This is a genomic window from Rhodanobacter sp. FW102-FHT14D06 (assembly GCF_043950705.1).
Classification (GTDB): domain Bacteria; phylum Pseudomonadota; class Gammaproteobacteria; order Xanthomonadales; family Rhodanobacteraceae; genus Rhodanobacter.
This window is the reverse complement of the sequence record NZ_CP170722.1, coordinates 1,000,279-1,017,428: the sequence shown is the minus strand read 5'-3', so window position 1 is coordinate 1,017,428 and position 17,150 is coordinate 1,000,279. Positions and strand designations below refer to the sequence as shown.

Sequence of the window (17,150 nt, the reverse complement as noted above, 5' to 3'; positions counted from 1 at the left end):
GAACCGAGGCAAGTGTTAAGGCACGAAACGAAGTAACTTGGCTGCCCCTGAGGAGGGGGCATGCCCCGAGGCGACTTGGGGTTATATGGTCAAGCGACTAAGCGTATACGGTGGATGCCTTGGCAGTCAGAGGCGATGAAGGACGTGGCAGCCTGCGAAAAGTGTCGGGGAGCTGGCAACAAGCTTTGATCCGGCAATGTCCGAATGGGGAAACCCACCGCGCAAGCGGTATCGCATGATGAATACATAGTCATGCGAGGCGAACCCGGGGAACTGAAATATCTAAGTACCCGGAGGAAAAGAAATCAACCGAGATTCCGTCAGTAGCGACGAGCGAACGCGGACTAGCCCAAAAGTATCTTGTGTTCTAGTCAAACGGCATGGAAAGGCCGGCCATAGATGGTGATAGCCCAGTCGACGAAAGGGCACTTGATATGAAATTGAGTAAGGCGGGGCACGTGAAACCTTGTCTGAACATGGGGGGACCATCCTCCAAGGCTAAATACTCCTGACTGACCGATAGCGAACTAGTACCGTGAGGGAAAGGCGAAAAGAACCCCGGAGAGGGGAGTGAAATAGACCCTGAAACCGTATACGTACAAGCAGTGGAAGCCCGCAAGGGTGACTGCGTACCTTTTGTATAATGGGTCAGCGACTTACTGTCTGTGGCAAGCTTAACCGTATAGGGGAGGCGAAGAGAAATCGAGTCTGAATAGGGCGCATAGTCTCAGGCAGTAGACCCGAAACCGAGTGATCTATCCTTGGCCAGGTTGAAGGTGCGGTAACACGCACTGGAGGACCGAACCCACATCTGTTGCAATAGATGGGGATGAGCTGAGGATAGGAGTGAAAGGCTAAACAAACTCGGAGATAGCTGGTTCTCCTCGAAAGCTATTTAGGTAGCGCCTCGGACGAATCTTCCTGGGGGTAGAGCACTGTTATGGCTAGCGGGTCATCGCGACTTAGCAAACCATGGCAAACTCCGAATACCAGGACAGACTATCCGGGAGACACACGGCGGGTGCTAACGTCCGTCGTGAAAAGGGAAACAACCCAGACCCGCAGCTAAGGTCCCCAAGTTCTAGCTAAGTGGAAAACGATGTGGAAAGGCATAGACAGCCAGGAGGTTGGCTTAGAAGCAGCCATCCTTTAAAGAAAGCGTAATAGCTCACTGGTCGAGTCGGTCTGCGCGGAAGATTTAACGGGGCTAAGCTAGACACCGAAGCTCGGGGTGCACAGCAATGTGCGCGGTAGAGGAGCGTTCCGTAAGCCTGTGAAGGTGGATTGTAAAGTCTGCTGGAGGTATCGGAAGTGCGAATGCTGACATGAGTAACGATAAGGGGGGTGAAAAGCCCCCCCGCCGAAAGCCCAAGGTTTCCTCGCGCAACGTTCATCGGCGCAGGGTGAGTCGGCCCCTAAGGCGAGGCAGAAATGCGTAGTCGATGGGAAGCGGGTTAATATTCCCGCACTTTTCTACAGTGCGATGTGGGGACGGAGAAAGTTAGGTCTACCGGGCGTTGGTTGTCCCGGGGAAAGGAGGTAGGCATGGATCTTTGGCAAATCCGGGATCCTTTATGCCGAGCACTTATGACGAGCCCTTTTGGGCGAAGTGACTGATACTACGCTTCCAGGAAAAGCCACTAAGCTTCAGCTGTAGAAGAACCGTACCGTAAACCGACACTGGTAGGCAGGGTGAGAATCCCAAGGCGCTTGAGAGAACTCGGGTGAAGGAACTAGGCAAAATGGCACCGTAACTTCGGGAGAAGGTGCGCCCATCAGTGTGGCTACATGCGTAGCTGAGCACCGATGGGTCGCAGTAACCTGGCCGCTGCGACTGTTTATCAAAAACACAGCACTCTGCAAACACGAAAGTGGACGTATAGGGTGTGACGCCTGCCCGGTGCTGGAAGGTTAATTGATGGGGTCAGCCGCAAGGCGAAGCTCTTGATCGAAGCCCCAGTAAACGGCGGCCGTAACTATAACGGTCCTAAGGTAGCGAAATTCCTTGTCGGGTAAGTTCCGACCTGCACGAATGGCGTAACGACAGCGGCGCTGTCTCCACCCGAGACTCAGTGAAATTGAATTCGCTGTGAAGATGCAGCGTTCCCGCGGCAAGACGGAAAGACCCCGTGAACCTTTACTATAGCTTTACACTGAACGTTGAGTTCTTCTGTGTAGGATAGGTGGGAGGCTTTGAAGTGCAGACGCCAGTTTGCATGGAGCCATCCTTGAAATACCACCCTGAAGTGCTTGACGTTCTAACCTCGGCCCGTTATCCGGGTCAGGGACCGTGTATGGTGGGTAGTTTGACTGGGGCGGTCTCCTCCCAAAGAGTAACGGAGGAGCACGAAGGTACGCTCAGCGCGGTCGGACATCGCGCACTGTGTGCAAAGGCATAAGCGTGCTTGACTGCGAGATCGACGGATCAAGCAGGTACGAAAGTAGGTCTTAGTGATCCGGTGGTTCTGTATGGAAGGGCCATCGCTCAACGGATAAAAGGTACTCCGGGGATAACAGGCTGATACCGCCCAAGAGTTCATATCGACGGCGGTGTTTGGCACCTCGATGTCGGCTCATCACATCCTGGGGCTGTAGCCGGTCCCAAGGGTATGGCTGTTCGCCATTTAAAGTGGTACGCGAGCTGGGTTCAGAACGTCGTGAGACAGTTCGGTCCCTATCTGTCGTGGGCGTTGGAGATTTGAGGGGGGCTGCTCCTAGTACGAGAGGACCGGAGTGGACGTTCCGCTGGTGTTCGGGTTGTCTCGCCAGAGGCATTGCCCGGTAGCTATGAACGGAAGTGATAACCGCTGAAAGCATCTAAGCGGGAAGCACGCCCCAAGATGAGATCTCCCGAGAGCTTGACTCTCCTGAAGGCACCATCAAGACCAGGTGGTTGATAGGCAGGATGTGGAAGCGCAGCAATGCGTTGAGCTTACCTGTACTAATGAGCCGTGCGGCTTGACCATATAACCCCAAGTGGCTTTGTTTGACGCAGGTCCCTCTGCGGAGCCACCGGCCATCCCTGGCCGGACTCTTCAAAGGAGCCGCCTCGAGCACTGTCTCGAAACGGTTGAATTTCACCTCGACGCTTGTCACTCGTTTACGATTTATCTCACGTGAGATCCCTCTCACGGAAAGAGGAGTCAACACCTCGCCATCCATGGCGGACTCTTCAACACCTCGAGGGATCTTTCGCGGAAGAGCCGGCCGTCAGGGCCGCCTCTTCAGAAACGTGGAGCTGGCGCACGCGCGCTGCTCCCACCCCTTCCCTGGCGGCCATAGCGGCGTGGTCCCACCTGATCCCATCCCGAACTCAGAAGTGAAACGCGCATGCGCCGATGGTAGTGTGGCTTTGCCATGCAAGAGTAGGTCACCGCCAGGGGCTTTATCCCGAAACACCCTCACCGGCAACGGTGGGGGTTTTTCTTTTCTGCCGCCGCCAACGCCGCCCGCAACCTGCAACAGGTCACCGCCAGGGAGTTCGTTCTCGAGGTGGACCTGCGCTCGGGTGGCAAGCGCCGCCCACCCCACGATCAACCCGCTACGTTCCTGGCAAAACAGGAGCAAAGCTGTGCCGGGAAGGCCGTTCCATGACACGGGCCGACTGGTTGCAGGGGCGGCGTGTTAGCGTGTCGTGGGGTTGCCGGCTCGGCGCAGGCGAGGGCGATGATGGCGGGGCATGACACGAACATCCTGATCGTCGGTGGCGGCATCAATGGGGCGGGAATGGCACGTGATGCGGCAGGCCGCGGACTTTCGGTGACGCTTTGCGAGCAGGACGACCTGGCCGGGCACACCTCCAGTGCAAGCACCAAGCTGATCCATGGCGGCTTGCGTTACCTGGAACAGCACGAATTCCGGCTGGTGGCGAAGGCGCTGGCCGAGCGCGAGGTGGTCATGCGGCTGGCACCGCACATTGCCTGGCCGCTGTTGTTTGTCCTGCCGCACGAATCGCACCTGCGCCCGGCCTGGATGATCCGGCTCGGCCTGTTGCTGTATGACAGCCTGGGTGCCGGCCATCGGACGCTGGCCGATTCGCGCGCGGTGGATCTGCGCGGCCATGTCAGCGGCTCGCCGTTGAAAAACACGTACACACGCGGTTTCGTGTACTCCGATGGCTGGGTGCAGGACGCGCGCCTGGTCGTGCTCAACGCGATGGATGCGCACCGGCTCGGGGCCGATGTCCGGGTGCGCACGCGCTGCGTTTCCGCGCACGTCGAGGATGGCGTGTGGCAGGCTCAGCTGCTTGGCCCCGACGGGCAGATGGACAGCTGCCGTGCGAAGGTGCTGGTCAATGCGTGCGGCCCGTGGGCCGGGCGCTTCCTGGGTGACGTGCTGGGCCGCGATCGGCATCCACGCGTGCGGCTGGTGAAGGGCAGCCACATCGTACTGCCGCGGCTGTTCGAACACGACCACGCTTACATCTTCCAGCAGCCCGATCGACGCATCGTGTTCGCGATCCCCTATGAGGACGACTACACCCTGGTGGGCACCACCGATCTCGACTATGCCGCCGACCCCGCGAACGTCGTGATCGACGCTGGCGAGGTTCGCTACCTGTGCGACGCCGTCAATCGCTACTTCCGCACGCCGGTACAGCCGAAGGATGTCGTGTGGAGTTACAGTGGCGTGCGGCCGCTGCTGGATGAGGATGGCAACGCCAGCACGGTCAGCCGGGACTATCGCATCACGCTGGACCACGAACAGGGCGCCCCGCTGCTGAATGTCTTCGGCGGCAAGATCACCACCTACCGGCGACTTGCCGAGGAAGCGGTGGATCAATTGGCTGAGGTCTTGTGGCCCGAGCGGTCGGCATGGACTGCCCAAGGCGATCCCTTGCCAGGCGGCGATTTTGCCGATGCCGAACGGCTGCTCGCGGCCTGGTCGCAGCGTTGGCCCTGGCTGCCTTCCTCGCTCGCGCATCGCTGGTTCCGGCACTACGGCACCTGCACCGAAACCCTGCTCGGCGAAGCGTGCGCCATGGGCGATCTGGGTGAGCACTTCGGCGCCGACCTCTACCAGCTCGAACTGGATTATCTCATCCGCGCGGAATGGGCGCGCAGCGGCGACGACGTGCTGTGGCGCCGTACCAAGCTCGGGTTGCGCCTGAGTCCGGTGGAACACCACCGGGTGCACGCTTACGTGGCGCGGATGGTTCCGATGCTGGTGGGTGCAACCGCGGAGAGAGCAGAGGCACAGTCGGCATGAGCGGGAAAGCACACTTCGTCGTCGCCATCGACCAGGGCACCACCAGTTCACGCGCGATGGTCTTCGACGCGCAAGGTTGCGTGGTGTCTTCGGCACAGCGCGAGTTCGAGCAGATCTTTCCGCGCTCAGGCTGGGTCGAGCATCGCCCGCGCGACATTCTCACCAGCGTCCAGGTCACCCTGACGGAAGCGATGCACAAGGCCGGGATCGAGGCGTCGGCGGTGGCCGGTATCGGCATCACCAACCAGCGCGAAACCACCGTGGTCTGGGATCGTGCTACCGGCGAGCCGGTGTACAACGCGCTGGTGTGGCAGTCGAGGCATTCGGCGAAACTGTGCGAGTCCATGCGCAGCGAGGCCGTCGACGCGCTGGTGCGCGAGCGTACCGGTCTGCTGCTGGACGCCTATTTTTCCGCGACCAAGCTGAAATGGCTGTTCGAGCAGGTCAGCGGGGTGCGCGAACGGGCGCAGCGCGGTGAACTGCTGTTCGGCACGATCGACAGCTGGCTGGTGTGGAACCTCACCGGCGGTCGCCCCCACGTCACCGACGTGACCAATGCCTCGCGCACGCTGCTGTACGACATCCATCGGCAATGCTGGGACGACGACCTGTTGGCCCTGTTCGGCGTGCCCGCCTCGATGCTGCCGCAGGTGCGCGGCTGCAGCGAGATCTACGGGCGCATCGAGCCGAAGTATTTTTTCGGTCGCGACGTGCCGATCTGCGGCATCGCAGGCGACCAGCAGGCCGCCCTGTTCGGCCAGGCATGCTTCGAGCCGGGCATGGCCAAGAATACCTATGGCACCGGCTGCTTCATGCTGATGAACACCGGACTCTCCGCGGTGCCGTCGCAGCATGGCCTGCTGACCACGCTGGCCTGGAAGCTGGGCGACAAGGTGGAATACGCGCTCGAAGGAAGCATCTTCGTGGCCGGTTCGGTGGTGCAATGGTTGCGCGACGGCCTGCACCTGCTGGACCGGGCCGAGCAATCGCAAGCCTGCGCCGACAGCGTGGATTCCACCGAAGGTGTGTATCTGGTGCCCGCCTTCGCCGGGCTGGGGGCACCGTACTGGCACGCCGACGTGCGTGGCGCCATCTTCGGCCTGTCGCGCGGCACGAGCCGCGAGCATCTGATACGCGCGGCGCTGGAGTCGATGGCCTACCAGACGCGCGATGTGCTGGCCGCGATGGAGGCCGACGCCGGCATCGCGCTGAAGGAGTTGCGCGCCGACGGCGGCGCCATCGGCAACGATTTCCTGGCCCAGTTCCAGAGCGACATGCTCGGCGTGCCGCTGCTGCGGCCCCGGATTACCGAAACCACCGCGCTGGGCGCCGCCTATCTGGCCGGCCTGGCGGTCGGCGTCTGGGACAGCCGCGAGCAGATCGCGCGGTTGTGGCAGCAGGATCGCCGCTTCGATCCCGCGATGGAGGCATCCCGTCGCGAGCGCCTCTACAGCGGCTGGCAAGCGGCGGTGCAGGCCACGATGGGCTTTCCCGCGAGCTGACTTCCGCTCAGTCCAGTGCGTATCCGAACTGGTCGGCGAACTCCGCGGCAAACTCGGCGTAGTTGAAACGCTGGTTCTGGGTGCCGGGGTGCTCGACCTTCAGCGCACCCATCAGCGAGGCGATCCGGCCGGTGGTGGGCCAGTCCTTGCCATGCATGATGCCGAACATCAAGCCGGCCCGGTAGGCGTCGCCGCAGCCGGTCGGATCGACGATGACGCGCTCGCGCGCCGGCGGAATGTGGTGGCTCTCCTCGCCCACGTGGATCACCGAACCGCGTGGACCCTGGGTCACGATGTAGGCGGTGACATGGCTGGCGATCTCCGCCGCACTCCAGCCGGTGCGAGTCTGCAGCAACTGGGATTCGTAGTCGTTGACGATCACGTAAGTCGATTTGGCGATCATCGAGCGGAACTCGTCGCCGTTGAACAACGGCATCGCCTGGCCGGGATCGAAGATGAACGGCACGCCGCGCGCGGCGAATTCGTCGACGTGTTGCAGCATCGCCTCGCGGCCATCGGGCGCCACGATCGCGAAGTCGATCTGCGGGATGTCGCGGACGTGGTTCTCCTGCGCACTGGACATCGCGCCGGGGTGGAAGGCGGTGATCTGGTTGTTGTCCAGGTCCGTGGTGATGAAGCACTGCGGGGTGAACTGCTCCTCGAACACGCGCACGCCATCGAGCCGGATGCCGCAGTCCTGCATGTGCTGCCGGTAGGGCGCGAAATCCTGGCCCACCGCTGCCACCGGCAGCGGGTCGCCGCCCAGCAGCTTGAGGTTGTAGGCGATGTTGCCGGCGCAGCCGCCGAACTCGCGCCGCATGGCCGGCACCAGGAACGACACGTTCAGGATGTGCATCTGGTCGGGCAGGATGTGGTTCTTGAACTGATCCTGGAACACCATGATGGTGTCGTAGGCGAGCGATCCGCAGATGACGGCAGGCATGATGCGAGAAAACCCCGATTTGAGATGGGAGGCTGCGGGTGCGTGCCCGGACGGGCAGAATCGGTCCCTGCAGCCAAAGGCCGCCATCGTACCGCCATCCGTCCGCGCTGGCGACTTCGCGACCTGCTTCGCAGTTCAGTCCACGGCACAGGAAAATCGCTTATGGCCGTGTTGCACAAGGGTTTCTTAACGTGTTTTTCCTTGCGTGGAACGGTGGGCCTGACTAGACTGGCGAGCTTGTCTGTTTAGCCTGGCCGACCCACGGCGGACCCATGTTCAAGAAGTTCCGCGGCATCTTTTCCAACGACATCTCCATCGACCTCGGCACGGCCAACACGCTGATCTACGTGCGTGGTCAGGGCATCGTGTTGAACGAGCCTTCGGTGGTGGCGATTCGCCAGGACCGCGGCCCCGGTGGTCCGCGCACGATCGCGGCGGTGGGTGGTGACGCCAAGCGCATGCTGGGCCGCACGCCGGGCAACATCGCCACGGTGCGCCCGATGAAGGACGGCGTGATCGCCGACTTCACCATGACCGAGGCGATGCTGCAGCACTTCATCAAGCAGGTGCACAAGTCGCGCTTCCTGCGGCCGAGCCCGCGCGTGCTGGTCTGCGTGCCGTGCGGCTCGACCCAGGTCGAGCGCCGCGCCATCAAGGAATCGGCCGAAGGCGCCGGTGCCCGCGACGTGTTCCTGATCGAAGAGCCGATGGCTGCGGCGATCGGCGCCGGCATTCCGGTGCACGAGGCGCGCGGCGCGATGGTGCTGGACATCGGCGGCGGCACCTCCGAGGTGGCGGTGATCTCGCTCAACGGCATCGTCTACTCGCAGTCCGCCCGCGTCGGCGGCGATCGTTTCGACGAGGCGATCATCAACTACGTGCGCCGCAACCACGGCACCCTGATCGGCGAATCCACCGCCGAGCGGATCAAGCTGCAGATCGGCTGCGCGTTCCCGCAGGACGACGTCAAGGAGATCGAGATCTCCGGGCGCAACCTTGCCGAGGGCGTGCCGCGCATGTTCACGATCAACTCCAACGAAATCCTCGAGGCACTGCACGAGCCGCTGGCCGGCATCGTGGCGGCGGTGAAGTCGGCGCTGGAACAGACTCCGCCGGAACTGTGCTCCGACGTCGCCGAGCGCGGCATCGTGCTCACCGGCGGCGGCGCGCTGCTGCGCGACCTGGACCGGCTGATCTCCGAGGAAACCGGCCTGCACGTGCAGGTGGCCGACGACCCGCTGACCTGCGTGGCGCGGGGCGGCGGCAAGGCGCTGGAGCTGATCGATCAGCATGGCAGCGACTTCTTCTCGCCCGAATAGCGCGCGGCAACGGGGGCCGCGATGGCGCGCGCACGCGAAGGTTCTTCCCCCCTGTTTGCCGGCAACGCGGCCGGCACGCTGCGGCTGATCGTCTATCTGGCGCTGGCGGTGGTGCTGATGGTGCTTGACCAGCGCAATGGCTGGCTGTGGCAGCTGCGCTCGGCCGCCTCGGCGGTGGTCGAGCCGGTCTATCGGCTGGCCGGCCTGCCCGCGGCCGGGGTGCACACCCTCGGCGTCGCGTTTGCCGATCGCCAGCTGCTGACCTCGCAGAACCAGCGCCTGCGCGAGGACCTGCTGCTGGCCAACGCCAAGTTGAACCGCATGGCCGCGGTCGCCGAGCAGAACGAACGGCTGCGGCGGCTGCTCGATACCCAGCACAGCCTGAAGCTCAACGTGCAACTGGCGCGGGTCATCGGCGTGGATCTCGGCGCGTACCGTTATGAGCTGACCTTGAACATGGGCTCGCGCGACGGCGTCGAGCCCGGACAGCCGGTGATCGATGCCCACGGCGTGATGGGCCAGGTGAAGGCCGTGCTGCCGCACACTGCCGTGGTGATGCTGATCACCGACCCCTCGCATGCGATCCCGGTGACGATCGCGCGTACCGGCTTGCGCACGGTGGCCTACGGTTCGCGCGACGGCGACCAGCTGAGCCTGCCCAACCTGCCGCTGGCGGCCGACGTGCGCGCTGGCGACAAGCTGCTCACCTCGGGCATCGGCGGCCGTTTTCCGCCGGGGTTCCCGGTGGGCCGGATCGACAGCGTGGCGCCGGCGCCGACCGGCATGTTCCAGGTCGCCCTGGCCACGCCGGCGGCGGACCTCGATCGCAGCACCGATGTACTGCTGCTGCACGACCAGGCCGAACCCAAGGGGCCGCCCGACCTGCCCGTTCCGGCAGGTCCGCCGCAGGTCCTGGCGCCGGCCACTTCCGCCAGCGTGGCCGCGCCGGCGGTGCGCCCGGGTCAGGCCGGCGGGGTACCGCGATGAGTCGCGCGCGGCTGAGCCAGTGGTGGTTCGTCGGCACGCTGGCCGCGGCGCTGCTGCTGATGCTGGTGCCGCTGCCCGGCGTGCTGGAGCCGTTCAAGCCGTATTGGCCGGCGCTGGTGTTGCTGTACTGGGCGCTGGAAGCGGAAGACCGGGTGAGCCTGGGCCTTGCCTTCGGCGTCGGATTGCTTGCGGACCTGCTCGACGGCGTGCTGCTGGGCGAGCAGGCGCTGCGGCTGTGCGCGCTGGTCTTCATCACCGTGCGATTCCGTTCGCGATTGCGCTTCTTCCCGATGTGGCAGCAGGCGCTGGCGGTGCTGGCCTTGCTGCTCAACGATCGCTTCCTGCTGCTGCTGGTGCGCATGCTGGCCGGCGCCTCGCTGCCGCCGGCGAGCTGGTGGATTTCGCCCTTCGTCGGCGCGGCGTTGTGGCCGTTCCTGTTCCTGTTGCTCGACGACCTGCGCGCGCGGCTGCGGATCCAATGAAGCATGAGCCGGTGAGATGAAGAGTCGCCGCGCGCTCAAGAACGTCCGTGACGAGACCGCGCTGTTCCGTCGACGCGCGCTGGTGGGTTTCGTGCTGATCCTGCTGGGGCTGGGCGGGCTGGTCGGGCGTTACGTGGTGCTGCAGGTCGCGCGACACGACGAGTTCGCCACCCGCTCGACCAACAACCGGGTCAAGCCGCGCGCGATCCCGCCGGCGCGCGGCCTGATCTACGACCGCAACGGCGTGGTGCTGGCCGACAACGTGCCGGCGTTCCGGCTGGAAGTGGTGCCCGAGCAGGTCAAGGACATGCCCGCTCTGCTGGCGCGGCTGGGCCAGGTGGTGCCGCTGGACCAGGACGACATCGACGCGTTCAACAAGCAGTTGCGGCAGAGCCGGCGTTTCGACAGCGTGCCGCTGAAGATGCACCTGACCGAAGACGAGATCGATCGTTTCGCGGTCAATCGCTGGCGCTTTCCCAACGTCGACGTGGTGCCCTACCTGACCCGGCATTATCCGTTCGGCCCGTTGTTCGCCCACGTGGTCGGCTACGTCGGGCGCATCGACGCCGACGACCTGCAGCGGCTGGACGCGGATCGCTACCAGGGCACCAGCCATGTCGGGCGCAGCGGCGTGGAGCGTTCCTACGAGGACGTGTTGCACGGCAAGCCCGGCTACGAATTGCTGGAGGTCAACGCCGATGGCCGCACCCAGCACGTGCTGGAAACCCATGCGCCCACGCCCGGCCGCAGCCTCTACCTGAGCATCGACGCGCGCATCCAGAAGGCGGCCGAGGCGGCATTCGAGGGCCGTCCCGGCGCGGCGGTGGCGATCGATCCGCGCAACGGCCAGGTGCTGGCGATGGTCAGCGTGCCCACGTTCGATCCCAACCTGTTCGTCAACGGCATCAGCCAGGCCGACTACCGCGCGCTGACCACCGACCCGGACAAGCCGCTGTACAACCGCGCGCTGCGGGGCGTCTATCCGCCGGGCTCGACGGTGAAACCGTTCCTTGCACTCGGCGGGCTGGAGCTGGGCCTGCGCAAGCCGTCGGACACGGTGTTCTCCAACGGTCAGTTCTGCCTGCCGGGGCAGACGCGCTGCTACCGCGACGACAAGCGCGGCGGCGACGGCACGGTGGACATGGTCACCGCGATCGAGAAGTCGACCAACACGTATTTCTACAAGCTGGCGCTGGACATGGGCATCGACCGGCTGAGCCAGTGGATGAGTCGCTTCGGCTTCGGCCGCGAGACCGGCATCGACCTGATCGGCGAATCCGACGGCATCCTGCCCTCGCGCCAGTGGAAGGCGGCCAACAGCAAGCAGCCCTGGTATCCCGGCGAAACGGTGATCGCCGGCATCGGCCAGGGTTACTGGGCGGTTACCCCGCTGCAACTGGCGCATGCGGTGGCGACCCTGGCCGGCGGTGGCGTGCCGTACCTGCCGCGGCTGGGCATGGCCACCAGCACGGTCGGCGAGGCGCAGCGCCAGCCGCTGCCCAATCCGCCGGGCGCCACATTGATCCGCCAGCGCGGCGACTGGGCGGTGATCAACGCGGGCATGCGCGCGGTGATCACCGAAGGCACCGGCAAGGGCCTGAACGACGGCTTCCCTTACGCGATCGCCGGCAAGAGTGGCACCGCCGAGCGCTACTCGCGCACCAGCGACGCGTACGACACCAATCGCAACACCGCGTATCTGGCCACCCGCCATCGCGCCTGGTTCATCGCCTACGCGCCGGCCGACCACCCGCAGATCGCCGTAGCCGTGGTGCTGGAGCAGGGCGCCTGGGGCGCTTCGGCGGCGGGGCCGATCGTGCGCAAGATTCTCGATGCGTGGCTGGCCACCCACCAGGGCGTGCTGCCCGGCGCCGAGCGATTGCCGGATGCCGCACCGCTCCCATCCGCCGCGCCGGCACCGGCCGGCTCGGTCGTCGAGGACGTGCCCGTGTCCGCCAGCAGCGAGGTGCAACCATGATCGGCGTGCTGCGCGCGCGCATGCGCCGCTTCGCGCACCGGGTGATGACCCGGCGCCGGATCGACCTGCCGCTGGCGGCCGGCCTGTTCGTGCTGGCCTTGATCGGCCTGGCCACGCTCTACAGCGCGGGCGATCGCAGTCTGGCCCTGGTCGGTGGCCAGGCCGCGCGTTTCGTGTTGGGCGGCGCCTTGCTGCTGCTGGTCTCGCGCATTCCGCCCCCGGTGCTGCGCAGCTGGACGCCGGGCCTCTACGCCGTCAGCGTCGCCTTGCTGGTGGTGGTGGCGATCCTCGGTGAAGGGCGCGGTTCGATGCGCTGGCTGGATCTGGGCGTGATGCGTTTCCAGCCGTCCGAACTGCTCAAGCTCACCACGCCGATGATGGTGGCCTGGTACCTCCACCCGCGGCAGCTGCCGCCGGGCTGGAAGGACATCGCGGTGGTCGGCATCCTGATCGCCATTCCTGCCGCCTTGATCGCCGAACAGCCGGACCTGGGCACGGCGGTGCTGGTGGCCACGGCCGGCGCGTTCGCGCTGTTCCTCTCCGGCATGGCGTGGTGGCGTATCGGATTGCTGGTGGGCGCGGTGGTGGGCATGATCCCGATCGGCTGGCACTTCCTGCACCAGTACCAGCGCGATCGCGTGCTGACCCTGCTCAATCCCGAATCCGATCCGCTGGGCAACGGCTGGCACATCATCCAGTCGCAGATCGCGGTGGGCTCCGGCGGCGTGTTCGGCAAAGGCTGGCTGCACAGCACGCAGTCGCGGCTGGATTTCCTGCCCGAGCACACCACCGATTTCATCTTCGCGGTGTTCTCCGAGGAGTTCGGCCTGGTCGGCGTGTGCGCGCTGATCGCGCTGTACGCGTTCATCATCGGCCGCTGCCTGTGGATCGCGATGGAGGCGCGCGATACGTATTCGCGCCTGCTCGCCGGCGCGATCGGCATGAGCTTCTTCGTCTACGTGTTCGTCAACGGCGGCATGGTGGCCGGCATGCTGCCGGTGGTCGGCGTGCCGATGCCGATGATCAGTTACGGCGGCACGTCGGCGGTGTCGCTGTTGACCGGTTTCGGCGTGCTGATGTCGATCCATGCCAATCGCAAGAGCCACATCTGAATCGCGCCCCGCGCGCGCCATGCGTGGGGCCGAAGTCGCCGCGGCTTGCATGGTAGGCTCTCGCTGACCCCGATTTTCCCTTTGCGAAGGCCTTGCATGTCCGTGCATCCCGTGTCCCGTGTGTGCTGTTGCCTGCTGGTCCTGCTGTCGTGGGTGGCTGGAACGGACACCGCGCTGGCCGCCCATCCGGGGCAGGCGAAACTGGTGCAGGAGGTGGCGCACGACACCGGCCAGAGCCCGGCCGCGCTCAATGCGCTGCTCGACGGCGCCACCAAACAGCAGTCGATCCTCGACGCGATCAGCCGCCCGGCCGAGGCCAAGCCGTGGAAGGACTATCGCCCGATCTTCCTCACCGATGCCCGCATCGACGGCGGCATCGCGTTCTACCAGCAGCATCGCGCACTGCTCGACCGGATCGCGACCGAGTACGGCGTGGCGCCGCAATACGTGGTGGCGATCATCGGCGTGGAGACCAATTACGGCCGCATCGTGGGCCGCTACAAGGTGCTCGATGCGCTGGTGACGCTGGCCTTCTACTACCCGCCGCGCGCGCCGTTTTTCCGCGACGAGCTGAAGACCCTGCTGGAGCTTCCCGCCAGCAAGCTGGCCGGTCCGCTGGACTCGCTGGTCGGCTCCTATGCCGGCGCGCAGGGCTGGGGCCAGTTCATGCCTTCGAGCATCCGCGACTACGCGGTTGACGAGGATCACGACGGTCGCATCGACCTGCACGATTCGGCCGACGACATCGTGGCCAGCGTCGCCAACTACCTGCACGGGTACGGCTGGGAGCGCGATGCCCCGGTGGCGGCGCGGGCGCAGCCCGATGCCAAGGCGCACGCGAGCGACCTCAACGAGCTCATGCCGAAGCATCCGCTGGAACAGTTCGAGGCCTGGGGCTACGCGCCGCTGCAGCGGATCGACCCCGGCCGGCTCGCCAGCCTGCAGCAGCTCGAAGGCCCGGCCGGGCCGGAGTACTGGTTCACCTTCCAGAATTTCTACGTGATCACCCGCTACAACCGCAGCCCGTTGTACGCGATGGCCGTCGAACAGCTGGCGCAGGCGATCGCCGCCGGCGTGGCGCAGGCGGACGCGGCGCGGTGAGGTTCGCCGCGGTCGCCGCCGTGCTCGCGGCCAGCGCGCTGCTTGCCGCGTGCAGCGGGCCGCGCAGCCGGCCGTCGTCGTCGTCCGGCGCGGGCCATCGCGGCGTGTCCGGCACGGCATCGCCCGCGGGTGAAGGTGGCATCCACGACGACCTCAGTCGGCCGCAATCGAGCCGCTACCGCGACGGCCGCGACAGCGTGCCGCCGCCGATCGACGTCAGCAAGCTGTCCGAGCCGGTGCCGAAGGCCGAGCCGCGCTCGCGCTACGGCAACAAGTCGCCCTACAGCGTGCGCGGCAAGACCTATCGCGTGCTGTCCACGGCGCGCGGCTACGACGAGCGCGGCATCGCCTCGTTCTACGGCAACAAGTTCCACGGCTACAAGACCTCCAACCTCGAAACCTACGACATGTACGCGTTCAGCGCGGCCAGCACCACGCTGCCGCTGCCCAGCTACGCGCGCGTCACCAACCTGGAGAACGGCAAGAGCGTGGTCGTGCGGGTCAACGACCGCGGACCGTTCCACGACAACCGGCTGATCGACCTGTCCTATGCCGCGGCAGTGAAGATCGGCATCTGGCCCAAGGGCACCGGCCTGGTCGAGGTGCGCGGCATCGACCCGGCGCATCCGGCGCAGGAACTGCCGCCGCCGGAGACGGTCTCAGGCAGGCACCCGGGAATCTACCTGCAGGTGGGTGCGTTCGCCGACGCGTCCAATGCCGACCGCCTGGCCCGGCGCCTGCGTGCGGCCGACCTCGGCACGGTGCAGGTGATCGATGGCGTGGCGCATGGCCAGCGCCTGCGCCGCGTGCGGGTCGGCCCGCTGGACAGCGTGGATCGTGCCGACGAAGTCAGTCGCCGGATCGAACGCATGGGTCTGCCCTCGCCGCAGGTCGCGGTAGACTGAGCAGGATTTGCGCAGGCTTCCTTGCCACTTCGGCGCGCGCAACGCCGATCCTCGAAAAAACCGGACTCGAAAACACGATGAACTTTCTTCGACGCACCCTGATGCCGTTTGCCGCCGTTGCCGTCCTGCTGGTCGGCGCTGCGATGGCGCAGACCCCGCCCCATCCGTCGCCCGTGCCGCGCCCGGCCATGCCGGCCGCACCGGTGCCGCCGCCGCCGGACGTCGATGGCGCCAGCTGGGTGCTGATGGACTACGCCACCGGCCAGATACTTGCCTCGAAGGATCCCGATGCGCGTCGCGCGCCGGCCTCGCTGACCAAGGTGATGACCGACTACGTGGTGTCGGCCGAGCTCGCCAACGGCCGCATCCACACCAGCGACATGATCACCATCAGCGAGCATGCGTGGCGCGGCGGCGGTGCCGGCACCGACGGCTCCACCAGTTTCCTCAAGCTGGGCAGCCAGGTGCCGCTGATGGACCTGCTCAAGGGCATGATCGTGCAGTCCGGCAACGACGCGGCAATCGCGCTGGCCGAGCACACCGCCGGTTCGGAGGATGCCTTCGCCAACCTGATGAACGCCTACGCCAAGCAGTTGGGCATGGCCAACTCGCACTTCTCCAACGCCTCCGGCTATCCGGTGCAGAACCACTACAGCTCCGCGCGCGACGTCGCGATCCTGTCGCGCGCGCTGATCCACAACTTTCCGGACGACTACGCCATCTCGGCGATCAAGTCGTACGAGTGGAACGGCATCAAGCAGCAGAACCGCAACGAGCTGCTCTGGCGCGATCCGGCCGTGGACGGCATCAAGACCGGGCACACCGCCGACGCGGGCTTCTGCCTGGCGGCGTCCGCCAAGCATGGCGACGAGCGCATGATCGCGGTGGTGATGGGCGCCAGCTCCAACAAGGCGCGCGCCGATTCGGCGATGGCCCTGCTCAACTACGGCTTCCGCTTCTACGAGACGCACAAGCTGTACGACACCAGCAAGCCGCTGGCGACGCCGCGGTTGTGGAAGGGCGAGGCGGACACCTTGCCGATCGGCGTGGCCAGCGACGTGCTGGTCACCGTCAAGACCGGCCAGTACGACAAGCTCAAGGCGGTGATGGACATCCCCTCGACCCTGATCGCGCCGTTCAAGAAGGGCCAGCAGATCGGCAGCCTGCGCATCAGCCTGGATGGCCAGGCGCTGCAGACGGTGCCGCTGGTCGCACTGGCCGACGCGCCGCAGGGTGGCTTCTTCTCGCGCCTGTGGGACAGCATCCTGCTCTGGTTCCACAAGGACACCGGCAACACCGAGCAGGCGCCGAGCGCCAAGTGATGCAACCGATCGACTTCGACAAGGCGAAGCGGCAAGGCCGGGGCTTCCAGTTCCCCGGCGAGTTCGAGATCACCGCCGTGGGCAGCGCCAGCGCCGACCTGCCCCGCCACGTGCCGCAACTGCTCGAACGCGCCGGCCTGCACGTGCTGCACGAAACCGTGCGTCACCGCCATTCCGGCGCCGGCAATTTCGTCTCGGTCACGGTCACCTTCCGCTGCGACAACCGCGAGCAGTACGAAGCAGCGCATCACGCACTGCGCGCCGATGCGGATGTCCGGTATACGTTGTGAG

At 65.4% G+C, this 17,150-nt stretch carries 12 protein-coding genes and 2 rRNA genes; 13 read left to right on the top strand and 1 reads right to left on the bottom strand.

Annotation, left to right across the window (positions count from 1 at the left end; genetic code table 11):
* The first annotated feature begins 87 nt into the window (after nt 1-87).
* The 4 genes from ACFCQI_RS04855 (at nt 88) to glpK (ending at nt 6,710) form a co-directional block, all read left to right on the top strand.
* Nucleotides 88-2,966 (top strand): 23S ribosomal RNA (locus tag ACFCQI_RS04855).
* A gap of 302 nt (nt 2,967-3,268) precedes the next feature.
* A 5S ribosomal RNA gene (gene rrf, locus ACFCQI_RS04850) occupies nt 3,269-3,382 on the top strand.
* 287 nt (nt 3,383-3,669) lie between these two features.
* Nucleotides 3,670-5,208: a glycerol-3-phosphate dehydrogenase gene (gene glpD / locus ACFCQI_RS04845; RefSeq protein WP_395121254.1), complete on the top strand. Its 1,539-nt coding sequence runs from the start codon at nt 3,670-3,672 to the stop codon at nt 5,206-5,208.
* A complete protein-coding gene (gene glpK, locus ACFCQI_RS04840; RefSeq protein WP_395120255.1) occupies nt 5,205-6,710 on the top strand; it encodes a glycerol kinase GlpK in 1,506 nt (501 codons plus the stop codon). Before glpD ends, glpK begins: the two co-directional genes overlap by 4 nt.
* A 7-nt stretch (nt 6,711-6,717) precedes the next feature.
* On the opposite strand, the gene ACFCQI_RS04835 is transcribed toward glpK, so the two are convergent.
* A complete protein-coding gene (locus tag ACFCQI_RS04835; RefSeq protein ID WP_395120254.1) occupies nt 6,718-7,653 on the bottom strand; it encodes a carbohydrate kinase family protein in 936 nt (311 codons plus the stop codon).
* Nucleotides 7,654-7,925: 272 nt separating this feature from the next.
* Here ACFCQI_RS04835 and ACFCQI_RS04830 point away from each other — a divergent pair, with 272 nt between their 5' ends.
* The 9 genes from ACFCQI_RS04830 to ACFCQI_RS04790 all read left to right on the top strand — a co-directional run bounded on the left by ACFCQI_RS04830 (nt 7,926) and on the right by ACFCQI_RS04790 (nt 17,149).
* Nucleotides 7,926-8,972, top strand: a complete 1,047-nt coding sequence (locus tag ACFCQI_RS04830) for a rod shape-determining protein (protein ID WP_395120252.1) — start codon at nt 7,926-7,928, stop codon at nt 8,970-8,972.
* 21 nt (nt 8,973-8,993) lie between these two features.
* The gene (mreC, locus tag ACFCQI_RS04825; RefSeq protein ID WP_395120251.1) at nt 8,994-9,959 is read left to right on the top strand and encodes a rod shape-determining protein MreC; all 966 of its coding nucleotides are present in this window, start codon (nt 8,994-8,996) and stop codon (nt 9,957-9,959) included.
* Entirely contained in the window at nt 9,956-10,441 is a 486-nt protein-coding gene (gene mreD, locus ACFCQI_RS04820; RefSeq protein ID WP_395120250.1) for a rod shape-determining protein MreD, read from the top strand. Before mreC ends, mreD begins: the two co-directional genes overlap by 4 nt.
* Before the next feature lie 16 nt (nt 10,442-10,457).
* Nucleotides 10,458-12,419, top strand: a complete 1,962-nt coding sequence (gene mrdA / locus ACFCQI_RS04815; RefSeq protein ID WP_395120249.1) for a penicillin-binding protein 2 — start codon at nt 10,458-10,460, stop codon at nt 12,417-12,419.
* Nucleotides 12,416-13,531, top strand: coding sequence for a rod shape-determining protein RodA (gene rodA, locus ACFCQI_RS04810; RefSeq protein ID WP_395120248.1), 1,116 nt, complete (start codon nt 12,416-12,418; stop codon nt 13,529-13,531). Before mrdA ends, rodA begins: the two co-directional genes overlap by 4 nt.
* 96 nt (nt 13,532-13,627) lie before the next feature.
* A complete protein-coding gene (gene mltB, locus ACFCQI_RS04805) occupies nt 13,628-14,632 on the top strand; it encodes a lytic murein transglycosylase B (protein ID WP_395120247.1) in 1,005 nt (334 codons plus the stop codon).
* Entirely contained in the window at nt 14,629-15,537 is a 909-nt protein-coding gene (locus tag ACFCQI_RS04800; RefSeq protein ID WP_395120246.1) for a septal ring lytic transglycosylase RlpA family protein, read from the top strand. Before mltB ends, ACFCQI_RS04800 begins: the two co-directional genes overlap by 4 nt.
* A 77-nt stretch (nt 15,538-15,614) precedes the next feature.
* Entirely contained in the window at nt 15,615-16,859 is a 1,245-nt protein-coding gene (locus tag ACFCQI_RS04795) for a D-alanyl-D-alanine carboxypeptidase family protein (protein WP_395120245.1), read from the top strand.
* Nucleotides 16,859-17,149, top strand: a complete 291-nt coding sequence (locus ACFCQI_RS04790; RefSeq protein ID WP_395120244.1) for a YbeD family protein — start codon at nt 16,859-16,861, stop codon at nt 17,147-17,149. Before ACFCQI_RS04795 ends, ACFCQI_RS04790 begins: the two co-directional genes overlap by 1 nt.
* Nucleotide 17,150: the final 1 nt, after the last annotated feature.

Bases quoted from the DNA above. Each gene is read 5' to 3' on its own strand.
- glpD (WP_395121254.1), top strand. From the start codon at position 3,670: ATGGCGGGGCATGACACGAACATCCTGATCGTCGGTGGCGGCATCAAT.
- glpK (WP_395120255.1), top strand. From the start codon at position 5,205: ATGAGCGGGAAAGCACACTTCGTCGTCGCCATCGACCAGGGCACCACC.
- ACFCQI_RS04835 (WP_395120254.1), bottom strand. From the start codon at position 7,653: ATGCCTGCCGTCATCTGCGGATCGCTCGCCTACGACACCATCATGGTG.
- ACFCQI_RS04830 (WP_395120252.1), top strand. From the start codon at position 7,926: ATGTTCAAGAAGTTCCGCGGCATCTTTTCCAACGACATCTCCATCGAC.
- mreC (WP_395120251.1), top strand. From the start codon at position 8,994: ATGGCGCGCGCACGCGAAGGTTCTTCCCCCCTGTTTGCCGGCAACGCG.
- mreD (WP_395120250.1), top strand. From the start codon at position 9,956: ATGAGTCGCGCGCGGCTGAGCCAGTGGTGGTTCGTCGGCACGCTGGCC.
- mrdA (WP_395120249.1), top strand. From the start codon at position 10,458: ATGAAGAGTCGCCGCGCGCTCAAGAACGTCCGTGACGAGACCGCGCTG.
- rodA (WP_395120248.1), top strand. From the start codon at position 12,416: ATGATCGGCGTGCTGCGCGCGCGCATGCGCCGCTTCGCGCACCGGGTG.
- mltB (WP_395120247.1), top strand. From the start codon at position 13,628: ATGTCCGTGCATCCCGTGTCCCGTGTGTGCTGTTGCCTGCTGGTCCTG.
- ACFCQI_RS04795 (WP_395120245.1), top strand. From the start codon at position 15,615: ATGAACTTTCTTCGACGCACCCTGATGCCGTTTGCCGCCGTTGCCGTC.
- ACFCQI_RS04790 (WP_395120244.1), top strand. From the start codon at position 16,859: ATGCAACCGATCGACTTCGACAAGGCGAAGCGGCAAGGCCGGGGCTTC.